The organism is Chryseobacterium wanjuense (genome assembly GCF_900111495.1).
In the GTDB taxonomy this organism is placed as follows: domain Bacteria; phylum Bacteroidota; class Bacteroidia; order Flavobacteriales; family Weeksellaceae; genus Chryseobacterium; species Chryseobacterium wanjuense.
Genome location: NZ_FOIU01000001.1, coordinates 698,528 through 716,948, shown reverse-complemented (window position 1 = coordinate 716,948; position 18,421 = coordinate 698,528). Strand labels below are relative to the sequence as shown.

Sequence of the window (18,421 nt, the reverse complement as noted above, 5' to 3'; positions counted from 1 at the left end):
AGACTGGGAAGGCCTGAAAATAAAAAGGAATAATTATATTTGTGTACATCCTAAATAACTATCCCTATGAAAGCTTTAATTGTCGATGACAATGAGATTGCAAGAACCACTTTGGCGCATCTGGCAAAACAGATCCCCAATCTGACCATTGTTAATGAATATTCCAACGCTATTGAAGCTTACAACCACCTGCAGACCAATCATGTAGACCTGATATTCCTGGATATTGAAATGCCGGAAATGACAGGGATCGAACTTACAAAAAACCTTTCCGGGAAAGACGTTATTATCATTTTCACTTCTTCCAACAAAGAATATGCACTCGAAGCCTTCGAGCTGAATATCGCAGATTATATCCTCAAACCAGTGATGCCTGCGAGGTTTTTACAGGCGGTGAGCAAAGCACAGTCAATTTTTGAAAGCAAAAAAGAAGATGTGGAAGTCACCAAGGATGAGTTTCTTTTCGTCAGAGATTCCAATATCACGAGACGTTTGAAGCTCGACGATATTTTCTATGCAGAAGCAATGGGCGATTATGTAAAATTCTACACGCGGGAAAAAATGTTTGCCATTCACGGTAAGATGAAAACGGCTGAAGAACGCTTGCCGAAAGATGCTTTCATCAGAGTCCATCGCTCTTATATCGTTTCCGTCGGCAAGATTGACACTTTACAGGATGGCGGAATTATGATCAACGGAAAGTTCATTCCTGTTGCAGATGCTTACCGGAAGGCACTCAACGCGAGGATGAATGTTTTTTAATATTTTCCTTTTGTCTGTTTAATTCTGGTCATTCATTTTAGCATTAATTATGAAAAATATATCCTCGGTAATGGGCAACAAACGTTTCAGTTATTTCATCATTATTTCGTTCATTATTGGTACTTTCCTGCTGATCATTGTTCAGATCAATTCGGCTAAAAACACCAAAGAGCTGATAAAAAATAACAATACCCTTCTCAACGAGTTGCGATCGAGCAATCATCTGAGAGAAATTGACCGTGATATTCTGGGTGTGGAAAGCAGAATCAGGGCTTCGATAGCGACTAATGATACAACGCATCTTAACGGCGTCGACCAGAAAATTGATGAAGTGGAAAATTTCCTCGATTCCCTGTCAAAAGACAATACAGATCCCGAAGAGCAGAAACTGATACACAGACTCAGCGAGCTTGCATTGGAGAAAAAACTCGTCAAAGAAAAATTGCTGCTCCGTTACAACACCATTGGAGATATGGATGATCAGACATCAATTGCCAACCCGAGAGCCAGAAAAATTTCCAATGAAATCACCAATATAACCGCTAAAATTTACAAAAGCCGAAGACTTCAGATGGTGGAACTCAGCCAACAAAGTGCTGAGATGGGTAAAAAAGCCAAATTGTATGACATTTCATTACTGGCATTATTGGTTTTGAGCGGCGGAATTGTAGGTTTTCATATCCTCCGCCAGTTCAAAAGACAACGTTTACTTATTCAGGAGCTGGATATTTCCGAGAAAAAAGCCTCAGTAGCTGCACAGACCAAAGAAAATTTCCTCGCCAATATGAGTCACGAAATCCGTACTCCTTTGAGTGGAATTTTAGGTTTTACCAATTTATTACAAAAAAGGCCTTTGGATGAAACTTCTAAGGAATTTGTTTCATCGATTCAGCGGTCGGGAGAAAACCTGATGACCATTATTAATGATATTTTAGATCTTTCTAAAATTGAGGCCGGAATGATGCGCATTACTCCGGGAATCTTCAGCATTAATGGTTTAATCGATTCTGTGGAAACACTTTTCCTGGAACGGGCAAAAGAAAAAGGACTGATCATTTCAAGTACAGTAGATCCGTCGATTCCGGATACACTCACGGGCGATGCTACGAGACTCACGCAGATTTTAGTTAATCTGATCGGAAATGCCATCAAATTTACTCATCATGGAAAAATTGACATTGAAGTTTACAACAAGTCTCAAACTGAAAAAAATATTGTGCTGGGATTCAAAATTTCTGATACCGGAATCGGAATCGATAAAGAAAAACTGGGTGAAGTTTTTGAAAGATTTAACCAGGGTGAAGATTCTATCACACGAAATTTCGGAGGTACCGGCTTAGGATTGTCCATTGTCAAAAATCTGGTGATTTTGCAGGATGGAAGTATAGAAGTCAGCAGCGAACCGGGAAAAGGAACGACTTTCGATTTTTATATTCCTTACGGTATTTCAGAAGAACAGCTTACTACGATTACAACCGCAAATACCGATTATTTCAAGGATAAAACCAATACTCCTTTGCGTGTTTTGGTGGTGGATGACAATGCGATCAACCAAAGCCTGATGAAGCATCTGCTTTTACAGTGGAACATCAATTTTGATATCGTTTCTAATGGTTTGGAGGCGGTAGAACAGCTAGTTAACCAAACGTATGATCTGGTTTTAATGGATATTCAGATGCCAAAAATGGACGGCTATGCTGCCACTCAGCAAATCCGTGAGGTGCTGAAATTAGATATTCCCATTATCGCAATGACTGCACACGCATTAGCAGGCGAACGGGAAAAATGCCTGAGCCGGGGAATGAATGAATACATCTCTAAACCGATTAAAGAAGAAGAATTGTTTAAATTAATAGCCAATTTCGGATTGCAGAAAACAGAATCATCAAAAATTACAGCAGAAACAACTCCTGTTACATTCCAATATATTGATTTAAGCTATATGCAGTCGATAAGTGGTGGCAATAAAAGTTTCGAACAAACCGTTACCAAACAGTTTATTGATAATATTCCTCCCCATTTGGAGCAACTTTCAACCGCTTACGAAAATCAGGATTTTACCACTGTAAAACTGAGAGCACACGACCTGAAATCAAGTGTTGCAATCATGGGACTTCTACCCATTTTGGAGGAAAAGCTTACGGCACTTGAAAGGTCAACAGAAAAAAATACGACAGCGCAAAATGATTTAGAAAACGTAAAAAACATTCTCAATTTTGCACTTGACGAAGCGAAACAATTTCTCAAACAGCTATAAATCGAAAATTATGGAAACTCAAGGTGCCTCTGTGGTCATTACCCATCACGTTCTGGACGGAAAACAGGCTGAATATGAAAAATGGCTCGATGAAATCCTGCCCGTTTCAAAAAGTGCTTTGGGCTTTATTGATTGGCAGATCGTGCGCCCGATTCCTAATCTTACTTTTGTGTATACCGTTATTATCCGCTTCGATACCATTGATCATCTCAGAAGCTGGATGGAATCTGACGCACGCAGAAAATTGATTGAAAAAGCACATCCGTTATTCACCAAAGAAGATAATTACGAGATCAAATCGGGTCTGGATTTTCTTTTTTATGGTGAAAAAACGGACAAAGTTCCGGTTCGCTGGAAACAATATCTGGCCACCTGGTCAGCCATTTATCCTTTATCATTGCTGATGCAATTGGTATTATTACCCGGTTTACGATTCGTGAATATCCCGGCCAACAGATACTTTGACACTTTGGTGAGCACAGGCTGTCTGGTTTTTCTGGTGATTTATGTGGTGATGCCGAATTACACGAAATTAATCAGGAAATGGCTGTATAAATGATAATATTAATGATTTATTTATACATTGAAAATCACTGTTTTTTACAGTGATTTTTTATTTGCGATAAAGGTAACTTATCGGTTTTTGTTATTCCGTCGGAATTTGAACATAGTTTTTTTTAATAATTTTAAATTCTTACAGAATGACAAACTTTTTCTTTTCCTTTCTTTAAATTTCAGACTATTCAACGACAGTTTTCGCCTGTTCATCGAAGACCAATTGATTTTGACACTTGTTGAGCGTAGCTTTACACCATCAAATAAATCAAACAATTTAATTTAAACACTTAAACTTTAAACATTATGGAAATTATTCAAACACCAGAAAACGCATTGTCTCACTCTACAGTAACAGCGATCATCAATGCACCTATCGAAAAAGTAAACATCGCAGATTGGTTGCTTAACCTTCCCGATGCAGAATATCAGAGATGCTCAACACAGCACATCGGAGCGGCAATTTCTACCACTTATGATGGCGAACCTGTATCCTTGAACGTTGAAACAATCGGAGATGCATTGATGGTACAGCATTATGTCGCTGTAGAGCACCGTCCGGATTACTGCAGAATGTTATCAATTTCAGATTCTATCACCAAAGGCGGCCGTACCAAAGTTCAGGTTTTATGGGAGCTGAAAGCCACGAAAATTGACGACAATACCACATTGTACACCAACGAAATTCATGCAACCGCTACACCGGAAATGTTTGAATATCTGAAAGAGCACAATGTAAATCTTGCCGATGCCGCCGCGTCCAGACAAGCTGCATCCGATGCCCACAACCACGAAGAAACACCCAACTTTGCAAAAAGTATCGAAAACAAAGCGCTAACAGGAAAATATAATCAACCCTTTTAATTAAAAAAGATAAAGGAGAAACACATCAGCTATTCTTTTGAAATTTTCACCGACTCTTTTTGCCCATTCACCGAAAACCACTTCAAAACCGGATGATTCCGAAGTAGCTTTACAATAGAAATAAAAACAAACTATTTATTAATAATCATAAAATCTACTGCTATGAAAACGACATCACTAAGTTTTAAATATGAATTAGAAAAAAAAGAACCCCGCACCAATGACGGTGGAACAACAAGAGGAGCTTCTGTTACAGATTTTCCTGCTTCCATCGGAATTGCCGGAGTTTCCATGAGACTGCAGCCGGGAAGTATGAGAGAATTGCACTGGCACGCCAACGCTGCAGAATGGGCTTACGTGATTTCCGGAACTGTGCGAACAACAATAATTCATCCCGACGGACATAGTTATACGGATAATTTTGAACCGGGTGACGTTTGGTATTTTCCAAAAGGTTATGGCCACTCGATTCAGGCAACCGGAACAGAAGAATGTCATTTTATTCTGATATTTGATAACGGTAATTTTTCTGAAGACCATACATTCAGTGTGACAGATTTTGTTTCAAGCGTTCCACCGGAAATTGTGGCTCAGAATTTAGGTTTAACTTTGGAAGAAGTGGCGGCTCTACCTCAGAAAGAAGCGTATTTCGCAGCAGGAATTGTCCCGGATGAAATGTCTTTCAATGCAGAAGCCCGTCCTAATGAATCTGATATAGAACTGACCAGTTTTCATCGATATCCATTGCATTCTCAACAACCGAGAATTGTTCCTGGTGGCGGTTTGCAGAGATTGGTCACGAGCAAAGAATTCCCTATCAGCAGTACAATGTCCGGTTCTATTTTGGAACTTCAGCCCGGCGCTTTGAGAGAAATGCATTGGCATCCCAACGCAGACGAATGGCAATATTTTATATCCGGACAGGCAGAAATGTCGGTTTTCTTAGCAGAATCTACTTGTGTTACAGAGCAATTCAATGCCGGAGATGTAGGGTATGTACCAATGGGAGCGGGACATTACATCAAAAATACAGGCGACACGGTTTGCAGAATTCTAATAGGTTTTAACAGTGGAAAATATGAATCCATTGATTTGAGCGAATGGCTGGCCGGGAATCCGAAAGATGTAGTCATTACTAATTTTGGGCTGAAAGAAGGCGAAATTGAAAAGTTCCCTACTGAAAAAGTATTTATCCAGCCAAAGAAATAAGATTTAAACTCAATTTCTGGAAATAATGGATAATTCCGACGATACGAAAAGCGTTTCCGCATCATCTGAATCGATTGGGATACAGGAGAAATTAGCCCTATTTTTAGCCTTAATCGCAGGATACATCGATGCAACAGGATTGATAAAATGGAAAACATACGTTTCTTTTATGAGTGGAAATACCACGCAATTAGGAGCTGCACTTTCTACTGATAAGCCAGGGGTCATCATAACGTCTGTTACGGTCATTGCCTGCTTTTTATCAGGAATTTACACGGGAACCTGTCTGTCATTATGGAAGAGGATAAAGAATAAAGCATTAATATTTTACATCGTTTCAGGAATTCTGATTTTCTATACGATAGCTGATTATTTTTATACTCTCAATATTTTATCATCCATTGGGATTATAGGGTTTTCTATGGGATTGATGAACACCATTGTGACTTCTGTAGGAAATCAAAAGGTAAATACAGATTTTGTGACAGGAACCTTGAACAGCCTGGCAAGAAACGTTGCAATGCTGAGCATGACGGATGATAAAGTGGCAAAAGTAGAATATAAATCCAACGCCATTCATCTTTTATTCTTATGGGTTGGCTTTTTATCCGGTGCGTTTATTGCTCCTTTCCTACTCGACTTTTTAAGAAACTGGACTTTTATTCTTCCTGCATTATTGCTAATGATTTGCGGATTATTGATTTCAAGAATTAACTCTAAAAACTAATTGTTACGACAATCAGATAATTTCTTTTTAAAAATGTACGATATTAAACTAGATTAACGAGAAATGAATCGAGCCATCCTACATTTGCTAAAGAATTAAGACAACAAAATATTAAAATAAATTAATCACAACATTAAAAAATTAAAAAAATGAGCACACTAACATTAAAAGACGGAACAGAAATTTTTTACAAAGATCAAGGAGAAGGACCAACATTGATGTTTCACCACGGATGGCCATTGTCATCAGATGACTGGGACGCACAGGTTATTTTCTTCTTACAAAGAGGTTACAGAGTGGTAACGCACGACAGAAGAGGTCACGGCAGATCTAGCCAGAACATCTACGGTCACACGATTGAGCAGTACGCAGCTGATGCAGCTGAATTGGTAGAATTCTTAGACCTGAAAGACGTTGTTCACATCGGACACTCTACAGGTGGCGGTGAAGTGATCCGATATGTAAATAAATATGCAAAAGGAAGAGCGAAAAAAGCTGTTTTAATCAGTGCTGTTCCACCGATTATGGTAGCAAGCGAAAGCAATCCTGACGGTGTTCCGATGGAAGTTTTCGATAACATCAGAAATCAGACTTTGAACAACAGACAGCAGTTTTACATCGATTTGACCATTCCTTTCTATGGATACAACAGAGAAGGTGCTGATGTGAAGGAAGGCATCCAGAGAAATTGGTGGAGACAAGGAATGATGGGAGGAATCGTTGCCCATTATGACGGAATCAAAGCGTTTTCTGAAACTGATTTCAGAGAAGATTTGCAAGCCGTTGATATTCCGGTTTTAGTGCTTCACGGTGAAGACGACCAAATCGTTCCTTACCAAAATGCCGCTTTAAAATCAATTAAATTATTAAAAAACGGAACAATAAAGACTTACCCAGGTTTCCCTCACGGAATGCCGACTACAGAAGCAGCAACAATCAATAAAGATCTTTTGAAGTTTATTGAAGAATAGTAAATAAGGCTTTTTTGTCGCAAATGACATTATTTTAAATAAAAAATAAGATTCTACAAAGGGCTTATTCTTAAATAATACAAACGAGTAATTTAAATAGTTACTCGTTTTTTCCGTCCTCCCGGATCAGTTCCATAACCTTTTCAAGATCACGATCTTTATTAATTACTACATCTAAGGGATCATAATTCACCTCGTAATCCGGCAATATGCCCCTGCCATGTGTTGGATTATGAGCAACTGATTCGACGCACATCCAAGGAAAATCAATTAAAACCTTTGTATTTGGCAACGTAAACTCCTGGATAACCATTCCGTTACAGCCTTCCTCACCACCTGCAGTTTCTCTGCCAATAAATTTTGTCGCTTTACGCTGTGATTTAAGTGCAGCAGTAAAAAGTGCAGCAGAAGAAAAAGTAGCTCCATCAATTAAAACATACAAATTTCCATTAAAATGGTCTAATTAATAAACAATCCCTCATAAGTTTCAATTATAATATTCTTGTCTACCAACTCAACAACCTTTGCGTAAATATGTTCTACAACAGTTTGTGCATCTCTTTGAAGAAAGATGTCAAATCTTCTTCATTTTTAAAAGGATTTATAGAAAGCCTTATTGTTTAATAATTCTCCTTTGTTCATCGTAAACTATGTAGGTTTAAAATTAACTTAGCCAGTTAGTGAAACACTACCATTTAAGATTATTATAAATTTAAAAAATAGTTGCTCATTGCCCGAATCATAAGTTTATAGTGGGAATCAGGAAATATTTTATCAATCTCGATCCACTTTTCGTCGATAAGATTAATAGCATCTTTTCGACATTGCGTAAGTGCACCTGAACTAATAATCCAATCTGCAATATCATGAATATCCTGTGAAGATTTATTGGGTTTACTCCAGAGGTTTTTCATTTTCAGACGAATTTCCGGTTGGGAAAGCTCAATAGCTTTTATCAAAGGTAATGTCACTTTCCCTTCGCGGATATCTTCCAATTCTACCTTACTTCCCTTAAAACTACCGTTCAGATCTCTCACATCATCAATTATTTGATAAGCAAGCCCAAAAGCTTCACCATAATGACAAATTGCTTTATGCTTTTCTAGGCTCAGATCTTCTAATATAGTTATGATATTTGCCATCATTTTAATAGGAACACCTGTCTTAAGTATATGGATTTCTCTCATGCTTTCAGATATTGAATAGGTATCACCCGTTTCAAAAGCCTGAGGAAGTAAATCTGTAAAAGTTCTGATATCTAAAGCCTGCCCGGCATGACAAAGTCTCATTGTATCAAAATATGCTTCGTATACTTTTTTCATTTTAGAATCAGATAAATGTGTCATATTGCGAATCAATATTTCGCCCACAAAATATCCGAAAGTGCCGGAATTTATTGCTGCAGGAATTCCATAAATGACGTGGCAGCTTGCATCACCTCTTCGCAATGGCGATTGATCCTGAACATCATCAATAATAAGTGAACTACAATGGATTAATTGAACAAGTGCAACAAAAGGATCGTATTGAGAAATATTACCTTCACAAAGACCTACTAACAAACGTAATAAATGAGAACGCCATCCTTTTCCTTTTCTGTCAAGCATTTCAAGTAAAGGTTTTATTAAGGCCTCATGAAGTATCTCGGACGGTACAGCATTCAAGTATGATGAATAATAATCTTTCATCAATTTCTTAATCTTTTCTTTTTCATGGGGATATGGTACTACCTCATGGATAATATCCAAAACCTCTTCTGCTGCCTGATCTAAAAGATCATTCATATTATTCCATCCTTTATCTGTTGTGATTTCTACGAAAGCATTTCCTGTAATTTTTTCATTTTCTAATGTACCAGAAACCTTTGCCCGTCCTTCCCAAAATCCCGGAGCATATAAGAATGTCATAACTTCCTGATCTGAAAGTTCTGCCTTTACATTAAAATCAAGATTCCACGCTGGAATTTTCACTTGCCATTCCACAGGATATTTTGCGCAGGTCTTTTTACTTATATAATAGTCAATTATTTCAATAACAATGTTATCATCTTTAAGCGTAAAAGACTCTCCTTTTTCATCAATCCAAACAATAAGTCTATCTGATTGCGTTGTATTTTTGTCAGTCAGGGAATAAAAAGTAAGCTGACAATGATTATCAAATTGTATTGCAAACCACATCCAATGTTTTGAAGTATTTTGCTCCACTTTTTGAGCAGGGTTGTACGATTCGCTAAATTCATGATCATACCATCCAGACCCTTTTACCCGAAAAGTTTTATTATTAAGAGTAATATTACCTTCTACAGCATTTTCCGGAATAAAGTAATAATGCATATTGTTGGCTGCATTCATTGATGATTTCACAAGTCCGTTTTCACCATGATGAACAGGATTTTTAAGAGGAGTAAAGCAAAAATTAACATTACTATTTCCTATCTGATTACCAATTTTAACAAGGTAGTTCCCTTTCTCATCTTTTTCAAGATGACCAAGATCATAATTTAATTTTAATTCATTGTTAGAAGTAACAACACTTTTTTTCATAAGAAAATCTGGAGCCGGAAAATTTCCTTTGTCAATAATTTCTTTAAAGGCATTATCAATTGGTTTCAACTCTTTCTTTTCTTTCAAATCATCACTAATTTTAGACAAAATCTTATCGTCATGGCTGGTCTCGCTATGGTATTTTTGATCTTCTATATCAACCAAAGACCAGGTAAGCGAATGAGTAAACTCAAAAGGAAATACATTAAAATCTCTAGCAATTCTAAAAAATGAGCAAAAGAACGCAAAAGCTTTTCCTGCATCATCTTCAACATGTGCATGAAAATACCACCATTCTAAATTAGATGTCTTATGCGGTAAATCATCAATAAGTAAATTAATACCTATCTTTTCGGAATTATTTTCAACAGAATAATTTTTCATTTTCAAAGTTAGAAGTTTTTATATTAGGTTATGTTCTCACAATCTATGATAATTTTTTCATTAAGAAAATAGGGATTGAGATACAACAAAGGTACAAACATTCATAAATAAGCAAATAACAAAACAAAATAACCATATATTTGAAGCATAAAAAAATCCCTATAAAAAGGGACTAATACAAGTTTATTATATATTTTACAATTGTTTGTTTTGCGCTGGTTACTTTCCGATACAAAATCTTCATTTGTTTTGACAATCAGCCTATTATGATTTTAAAGATGTACATAGGGTGTACAATTTTCAATATTTTCGTTACTTTAATTAGTTATTTATTTCTCTTTTAAATTCACTTATTATTAATTCTAATAATTGATAATAATATTATTTCTCAAATTTATCACTAGATTTTATCCAATTATGCCATTAATTGGGAACACTATAGGGAAGATTCCTCGTTGTCCAATAATTTATTCAATTGATTTTCAAGCTGTTTTTTATCCGGTACAAGACCGGAAAGAGGTGATAATTCACTTTCTTTCCGGTTTTTTCTAACTCCTAACTCGTTATTAATATGATAGATATATGACAATAGAACATTAGCCTTGGTGGTTCGATAATGATTTTCAAAAAATTCTAATTTTTCGGGGAATATCGAACCAACTATTTTACGTTTTACCTCAATATCCCCATCAGCATAGACTTTAGACAGGTTTACAAGGTTCGATAATGCTTGGTCTAGTAGTTTTGGAAAATCTATTTTTTTCTTATCTTTTACTTTGGATAGTTTGCTCTCTAACTTATCAATCTGATCTTTGCAATCAGCCTTGATTTCTAGGTATTCGTCATTATCAATAACATCTTCTAGCAATTTGGTTCTTGCCGATTTCAACCTGCTGTTTAAGCAATCAATTTCTGATAGTATTGTTTTTCTTTCATGTTGAGGATTACTTATAAACTTTTCAAAGTTTTGTTTCAATACTTTCCTTAAATATTTTTTAATGGATTCCCTCATCTCTAATGCTTCCAGTAATTGAATAAATTTGTTATTGACAATTTCTGATTTATAACGATATCCACAAGACGATTTACAGTGGTAATAGTAATACTTCTGTCCTGTCCGCCCTGTTGATGCACTACCTGTTATCAAATGATGACATTCAGGGCAAACCAGAAACCCACGAAGTGGAAGATTTTCATCACATAATATCTTAGCATTAGGTCTAGCAGGATTAACATTTCCATCCATTACACTTTGAACCTTTTCGAATAATTCTTCACTGATCAAGGGTTCATGAATACTTGGAACAAAATGAGCTTCCTCTTCATTGTACTGTTCAATATATATTTTTCCGCAATATGCCGGATTCCTCAGTCCGGCAAGGAAAGCGCTAATCTTTATTTGCTTACCTCCACTTTTGTTCATCATTTCCATTATCTGACTTGCTGAAAATATACCTTTGCCATTTCGTTGAATGCCCATTTCATGTTGGAAGCCTCCGGTTCTTTTTAAGTGACATACTTTCTACCATTCTCTGTTATTTTATTGACATACCCGTAAGGAGCTCTCCCCATTAATCTACCTTCTTTTTTAGCACGACGCATTCCGTAATAAGTATTTAAGGCACGCCTGTCGTTTTCAACTTCCGGTGCTGCAAGATAGATAGCCTACATCATTTTATTTTCAGGAATGGAAAGGTCTAAAGGTTGTTCGATTGCTTGTGGCTCAACGTTATACTTTTTGAGTAAATTTATCATTTGATAGGCATCACCTGCATTTCGGCTAAAACGATCCCATTTTGTAAATAATAATAAATTTGTCTTAGAACTTCTTTTCTTTAGTGTTTCAAGTAATTTTATCCACTCAGGTCTGTTGAAGGCCTTGGCCGAGTAATCTTCATAAATGATTTCACCAATTATGATGTGGTAATTTTCACAATACCTCCGTAATCTCTCTTCCTGATCTCTTTGGGAATAACCTTTAAAGACAATCTTTTTATTTGGTATATACATAACTGAAGATTCGAAACTCATTTAATAATCAAAAAACATTATTTAATATTTCCTTTATTTAGATTTCTGAAGTTGATGAGAAAATAAAAAGTTCCTCTCACAAAGGGAAAATCTCACTTAACATAAGGTGATGAAAAAAATCATTTATTATTCTCAAATATCTGTGATTTATAATTTTAAACTAAAGCGCAAGATCTATAAAGTTATACTTTAAATCATATTACTTCCAGCTTTTTGATTAAAAATTTGCCCATAAATGTATTTTTTTTACTCCGTTTTTTTGTATGTGGAATTATTTACTTTTCTTAAGTCATACTAGCAGTTAGAGAAATTAGATTAATTATAACATTCAAGAAATAAAGTGCAAGCCTATAATTTATTTACTACTTAAAACAGAAGAATTCTCATATTCCTTACCATGTTTTACTCACTGCAATCCATCCTCGACTACCTGCACTCACATAATAAGCGACATAACCGACGGTTCCATTAACTGGTATACTAACGGAACCATTATTTGGACCAAAGATTGAATTGCCTGCCGCGACTGCTGCATCAATTGGTGCTAAACCAACATTTTTTATGTAGAATAGTTTACCTGAATCAGCAGGACCTGTAATGGCTGGCAATATGAAGTTTGCTGTTCGCTCATAGTAACCAATCGGATATGACAGGTCAAATGCGGCAGTAAAACTTGATTGCACCACATTTTTCCACGCAGGAGTACCTGTACCATTGGAAACTAAAACCTGTCCTGAGTTACCAGATATTCCATTCATTTGAAGTGGGCTTGTTGTACCAAAGAGATTGGCAGCTCCAGTAACAGAAGTCGCCCCTTCAAGAATAGTAGTACCACTTACATGAAGCTTAGCTGTAGGTGCAATAATTCCTATTCCTACGTTCCCATTATTTTTAATAATCACTCTATCACTATAACCTCCTCCATTTGAAGATTTAAAGATAAAATCTGCTTCACCTAATGAAGTGCCAGTAAAAAATTGTGACCCTATCGCCCAATGTGCATATCCCCCTGCTGCGGTATTAGGATTAAATCCAATTAAAACATTTTGATTTATTGCTGGAGTTGCATTATACCCCGCAAATCTTATTCCCACATTTCCAGAATTTACTTTCCTAGTAATTACTTCAAGAGTTGTCGTTGGTGATGTAGTTCCTACACCTACATCTCCTGTTGGTGAAACAACAACGTCATTCTCTTGTTGAACAGTCGTTGGAGCACCTGTTATTGGATTATCCTTTGCTCCGTCAACATGGAATGTTCCTTGCGGATTTACTGTTCCTATTCCTATATTTCCTGTACGATTAGCTAAAGTCCCATTAATATTGGTTCCAAAGATTATGCTTCCAATATTCATTTGGTTATTACCATTGGGTAAACCAGCTTGTCTTCCTACTATTATATTTCCATCTCCAGATGTTAATGAAACACCTCCTGTACCTTCATTTCCTGCATTGTGCCCAATCCCCACATTCGCGGTTCCACTAGTTAAATTATTTAATGAGGCATAACCCAATGCTGTATTAAAACCACCAGTAGTAATAGTTTGCATGGATAAGTGTCCTACTGCCGTATTAAAACCTCCAGAAATAGTACTAGCAAGGGCTCTTGAACCAAAAGCCGTGTTGCTTGTACCTGTGGTATTGGCATTGAGAGCCTGCCAGCCAAAAGCCGAGTTATTACCGCCTGTAGTATTAGCGGCAAGAGCCTGATGCCCAAAAGCTGATGAAGCAGGTCCTGCACTGTTACCTAAAGCATTAATACCAAATGCTGTGTTTTGTATTGCTGAAGAAGTAAATGGTAAAGAATTAAGTCCAAATGCAGTATTTAAATTACCTAAAAAACCAGCATCAGCATTATTCCTTTTAAAAATAAGGTTTTGATTGTCTGTAGTTCCAATAAAATTATTAGCAGGATTTGTTCCTGCATTTCCTATAGTTTTCCAATCATTGTTTGTTGCTGTTGTGTTGATTGCTGTCCATTTCGTTCCATCAAAATAATAGAAGCCTACAGTATTTATATCTATAGCGGTTCCAGCTGCGGTTCCAGTAGAGGCATCATTTACATATATTAATGTAGAAACTGTAGGTGTTGTCATAGACTGAGCACGCTCTCTGTCAACCCTTGGAACTATAATACCATCTATATTAGACGTATTGCCTGTAGGGTTCTTGGCTGTTATGTCTAAACTTGCTGCAGGATTAGTTGTATTTATCCCAACCTGAGAATATACTAATAAGGAAACAAGCATAAAGCAAAAAATTGTAATTTTTTTCATAGTGTATATATTTAGAATTTATAAAATATAAATCCCTCCTTAATTTGGGAACTTTCTTCTTTCTCATCACAAGCAATAATTCAAGTAAAGCAATAAGAAGGGATGTATTAATTCATTTACATTTCAAATTTGTAAGTGTTTTTATTTCAATTATTTGTATCTATTTATATTGCAGATTATTGAAGCAGCTTTAGGGGTATAAAATTACGGGGTACAGATCAGATTGCATTGTATTATAAAACGAAATATTATTAATGACTTTCATCAAGTCTTATGATAAAGGCAAGAAATTTAACATCATCTTAAATTAAACAGGCAAAAGAGTTAATAATTTATAATTCAGCAATAGATAAATAACTACGTCCGCCGAGTATTGGTCTAAGGATATTATTATTCTGCATCCAACCAAAGACTGCCAGTTGTTGTCCGGCAATCATCTGAAGGATACCATTTATACTTATTGTAGGACCTGCCTCGCTAGAAGCTGCTGAAACAGAAAATATATTGGAGTTAGCTAATACCAGAGTTCCATTTACTCTCGCATCCAGATATAATTCATTTCTTGATGTATTCCAGTCGCTAGTACGGCTCAGACTCACATTTGCATTAACAATATAAAAACCAGTCCTAGGGGCAGTAAATGTGTTTATTGCAAAATTATTTCCTTCATCAAAATTTTCTGTATAAGACAATTGAGTGAAGGGACCCGAATCGGAATTACTGTTACCGGGGAAGCTGGCTGTACTCACACTTCCCTTAAATCTAGCTTTTTGGACATCTTGTATTACAACATTTCCTGTTGCATCTACCCCTAATGTAGCTGCATTTGCAGTTGCAGTACTGGCACTATTCATATTGGTAAATTTGAGTCCAGATGCTCCAGCTAGTCCGGAAGAAACTTCTAATCTGGAGCTTGGGGAATCTAAACCAATGCCTACATTTCCATTATTTTTAATAATCATCCGGTTACTATATGCTGCACCATTTGAAGATTTAAAAATGAAATCAGCACTGCCTTGTCCTGTGGCGGAAGCTAAAAACTGAGCTCCAATTCCCCATGGTGCATTTCCACCTAGAACGGTATTGGGATGAAAACCGATCAGTATTGATTGTCCAGTTAATGCGTTATTGCTATTAGCGCGCAATCTCATGCCAATGACATCACCAGTTCCTGCAGTAGCTAGTACATCTATTTTATTAGCAGGAGAGATGGTGCCAACACCTATATTTCCTAATGATGATACTACAAAGTCGTTTGCTTGTGCGTTTGCGCTAGGTGTACCTGTTGAAGGATTATCTTTAGATCCATCTACATGAAGAATTGCCAGTGGAGACGAAGTATTTATCCCAACCTGAGAATAGCCCGATAAAGAAGCAACCATAAAACAAAAAAGTGTACTTTTTTTCATAATAATAATATTTAAAGGTTATAATTAGATGTAAAACCCCTTCTTATTTTTTGGGAACATTCTTCTTTCTCATCAGCAGCGTTTCTAGGGTCAGTAAATAAGAAGGGAGTGAAGCTTATTTCAGTATTTTTTTTACTGGATTTTATATTTTAATAGCTGGCTTTCAATAGATCTTCCAACTTTATATCTTTTATAAAATAATCACCATATTGGAAATCGTTAACTGAATAAAATATCAGCGATATCCGCCGAAAGCAGGCATACCAAGTTTTTATTTCATTACGTACAAACTATTGACAATAATCTAATTCATATAAAAATAATTTTGATTATTTATTATTTAGCATCAATAAAATCTGATTTCAATTAATTGATTATTACAGTGTAATATTTACGAAAACATTAACAAAACCTAAATATTATTATTAAATTAACATACTAACCTCTCAAAGGTAAATAAAAAATATTTCTCATACAATTGAATAATTATTTTTTACAAACACATTCCTCCGGCCACCTCAATCCTTTGTCCATTAATCCATCGAGCTTCCTCAGTGCACAAAAAGGCAATAACCCCTCCGATATCATCTGGAATTCCCACTCTTCCTAAGGCTATTCTACTGGCAATTATTTTGTTTAATTCCTTGTCATCTCGTATTCTTCCATCTCCAAAATCAGTTTCTACAGCACCGGGAGCTACGACATTTGCCTTAATTTTCCTATTACCCAGTTCTTTTGCCATGTATCTTGTCATCATTTCCACAGCAGCCTTTATGGAGCCGTAAACAGAAGAGCTAGGTAATGCAATTCTTGCCAGTCCTGATGAAATATTTACAATTCCACCGCCATCGTTAAGATAAGGAAGCATTTTTTGGGTTAAAAGGAACATTCCTTTGAAATGTATATCAATTATGTCATCAATTTGATCTTCTGTTGTTTGACTAATAAGTGAATTTAATGCCGTTCCAGCATTATTTATAAGGTAATCTATAGCTGGACTCCCTCTATGTTGCTGTAAATATGATGTAACGTCTTTTACAAATTGATCAAAACTTTTAAAATCCTTAGTATTTAATTGATAAGCTACAGCATGTCTTCCCTTCATTTTTATTTGTTTTACGACAGTTTCGGCTTCCTCTTTGCGGTTATTATATGTAATGATTATATCCAGTCCTTTTTCAGCAATTTTCAAAGCAGCGTTTCTACCTATCCCACGGCTAGCACCCGTTATTAATGCAATTTTTGTTTTCATATTTCAAGTATACATAGATATTAATTCCCCTCCACATAATGTATTAGTAATTCGTCTATGTTAGAAGAATTACCAGTAGGATTCTTTGATGTTACATCTAAACTCGCTAACGGATTTGGAGTATTTATCCCAACCTGAGAACATCCAAATAAAGAAACAAGTATAAAGCAAAAAACTGTAATTTTCTTCATAGTATATATATTTAGAAGTTTGTAAAAATATAAACCCTCCTTAATTTGGGAACTTTCTTCTTTCTCATCACAAACACTAATTCAGGCTATATATAAAATATTATTAAGGATTAAAGAGAAATACAATATGATATTTTTTTAATTTAATGCGAAATAGGCTTTTATTGTTTTAAAGGTATATAGAATAATACCTCTTACACAAATTTTAATGTATTAATTTTCATTAGTAATCAACCAATTTTTATTAAAAAAACATTAGCTTAAAAAAAATAAACAACTGATTATCAATTCAATTAAATTATAAACCCATTAATAATTTAAACTCAAAATCATAATCAACTACAAATAAGTTTTGTTTCTTCGTCAATTGATTAAAATAATAAACAACCGGCATTATAACTAGTGAATTAAAAAAGAAATAAATTTTTGCAAATTTAGCTACCAAAGAGTCCTCTCTTTATAGAGAGGATTTTCAACACAAGACACAGATATAAAAAATGATTTTTTATTTAAATAAAATGTTTAATGTAAAATTATTCAACCGTTAGCTCTATGATAAACTTTCTTGCTAATATCCAGGTTCTTTTAACCTTTAACAGATTAAGATAATCAACTTTAGATTCTTGTTCAATTAAATTCGACCTTTCACCAAAGGCATATCTTCAGAAAAATCATCCAGACTTAAAAACTTCCTCATTACAGGGTAATCCTAATTCTTTATGCGATTTTCCTTTCAGTAACTATTACGATATTCCGCAATCGGGCGAACCACCATCGTATACTCTTTGTGCTTTTCGGGAGATGAGGCAATTAATTTTAAAATCCCTCAAATTCATTAGAATTATCATTAACTATTATAGTTTATAGAGGTCTTGAAACCATCGGTTTTGTAGCTTTTGCACCTTGAACCCAAACAGTATTTTTAATATCTATTAATCTTCGCTTAAGAATGCTTTTCTAAGATCATCGGGATGAATATTCAAAAAATAT

Annotated in this window: 13 protein-coding genes and 1 pseudogene; 7 read left to right on the top strand and 7 right to left on the bottom strand. The window is 35.5% G+C overall.

Annotated features, from left to right (window positions below):
* Positions 1 to 66: 66 nt before the first annotated feature.
* The 7 genes from BMX24_RS03230 (at position 67) to BMX24_RS03200 (ending at position 7,345) form a co-directional block, all read left to right on the top strand.
* Entirely contained in the window at positions 67 to 762 is a 696-nt protein-coding gene (locus BMX24_RS03230; protein ID WP_089790634.1) for a LytR/AlgR family response regulator transcription factor, read from the top strand.
* A gap of 49 nt (positions 763 to 811) precedes the next feature.
* A complete protein-coding gene (locus tag BMX24_RS03225) occupies positions 812 to 3,019 on the top strand; it encodes a hybrid sensor histidine kinase/response regulator (protein WP_089790633.1) in 2,208 nt (735 codons plus the stop codon).
* A gap of 10 nt (positions 3,020 to 3,029) precedes the next feature.
* Positions 3,030 to 3,578: a putative antibiotic biosynthesis monooxygenase gene (locus tag BMX24_RS03220; RefSeq protein ID WP_170835647.1), complete on the top strand. Its 549-nt coding sequence runs from the start codon at positions 3,030 to 3,032 to the stop codon at positions 3,576 to 3,578.
* Positions 3,579 to 3,880: 302 nt separating this feature from the next.
* Positions 3,881 to 4,438, top strand: coding sequence for a hypothetical protein (locus BMX24_RS03215; RefSeq protein ID WP_034974811.1), 558 nt, complete (start codon positions 3,881 to 3,883; stop codon positions 4,436 to 4,438).
* Positions 4,439 to 4,600: 162 nt separating this feature from the next.
* Entirely contained in the window at positions 4,601 to 5,647 is a 1,047-nt protein-coding gene (locus BMX24_RS03210; RefSeq protein WP_089790631.1) for a cupin domain-containing protein, read from the top strand.
* Between the two features lie 25 nt (positions 5,648 to 5,672).
* On the top strand, positions 5,673 to 6,374 hold the full coding sequence (locus BMX24_RS03205) for a YoaK family protein (protein WP_089790630.1): 702 nt from the start codon (positions 5,673 to 5,675) through the stop codon (positions 6,372 to 6,374).
* A gap of 149 nt (positions 6,375 to 6,523) precedes the next feature.
* Entirely contained in the window at positions 6,524 to 7,345 is an 822-nt protein-coding gene (locus BMX24_RS03200) for an alpha/beta fold hydrolase (protein ID WP_089790629.1), read from the top strand.
* A 100-nt stretch (positions 7,346 to 7,445) separates the two neighbouring features.
* Here BMX24_RS03200 and BMX24_RS03195 read toward each other — a convergent pair.
* The 7 genes and pseudogenes from BMX24_RS03195 to BMX24_RS03165 form a co-directional block, all read right to left on the bottom strand.
* Positions 7,446 to 7,790 (bottom strand): annotated as a pseudogene (locus BMX24_RS03195) (S41 family peptidase); the annotation flags it as partial.
* A gap of 259 nt (positions 7,791 to 8,049) precedes the next feature.
* A complete protein-coding gene (locus BMX24_RS03190; protein WP_089790627.1) occupies positions 8,050 to 10,272 on the bottom strand; it encodes a polyprenyl synthetase family protein in 2,223 nt (740 codons plus the stop codon).
* Between the two features lie 436 nt (positions 10,273 to 10,708).
* The gene (locus BMX24_RS03185; protein WP_089790626.1) at positions 10,709 to 11,752 is read right to left on the bottom strand and encodes a recombinase family protein; all 1,044 of its coding nucleotides are present in this window, start codon (positions 11,750 to 11,752) and stop codon (positions 10,709 to 10,711) included.
* Positions 11,753 to 11,937: 185 nt separating this feature from the next.
* A complete protein-coding gene (locus tag BMX24_RS03180) occupies positions 11,938 to 12,282 on the bottom strand; it encodes a recombinase family protein (RefSeq protein ID WP_170835646.1) in 345 nt (114 codons plus the stop codon).
* Between the two features lie 413 nt (positions 12,283 to 12,695).
* Positions 12,696 to 14,579 carry a beta strand repeat-containing protein gene (locus BMX24_RS03175; RefSeq protein WP_089790624.1) on the bottom strand — a complete coding sequence of 628 codons (1,884 nt, stop codon included), beginning with the start codon at positions 14,577 to 14,579 and terminating at the stop codon, positions 12,696 to 12,698.
* 332 nt (positions 14,580 to 14,911) lie between these two features.
* Positions 14,912 to 15,988 carry a hypothetical protein gene (locus BMX24_RS03170; protein ID WP_089790623.1) on the bottom strand — a complete coding sequence of 359 codons (1,077 nt, stop codon included), beginning with the start codon at positions 15,986 to 15,988 and terminating at the stop codon, positions 14,912 to 14,914.
* Positions 15,989 to 16,481: 493 nt separating this feature from the next.
* Positions 16,482 to 17,240: an SDR family NAD(P)-dependent oxidoreductase gene (locus BMX24_RS03165; protein WP_089790622.1), complete on the bottom strand. Its 759-nt coding sequence runs from the start codon at positions 17,238 to 17,240 to the stop codon at positions 16,482 to 16,484.
* Positions 17,241 to 18,421 lie beyond the last annotated feature (1,181 nt).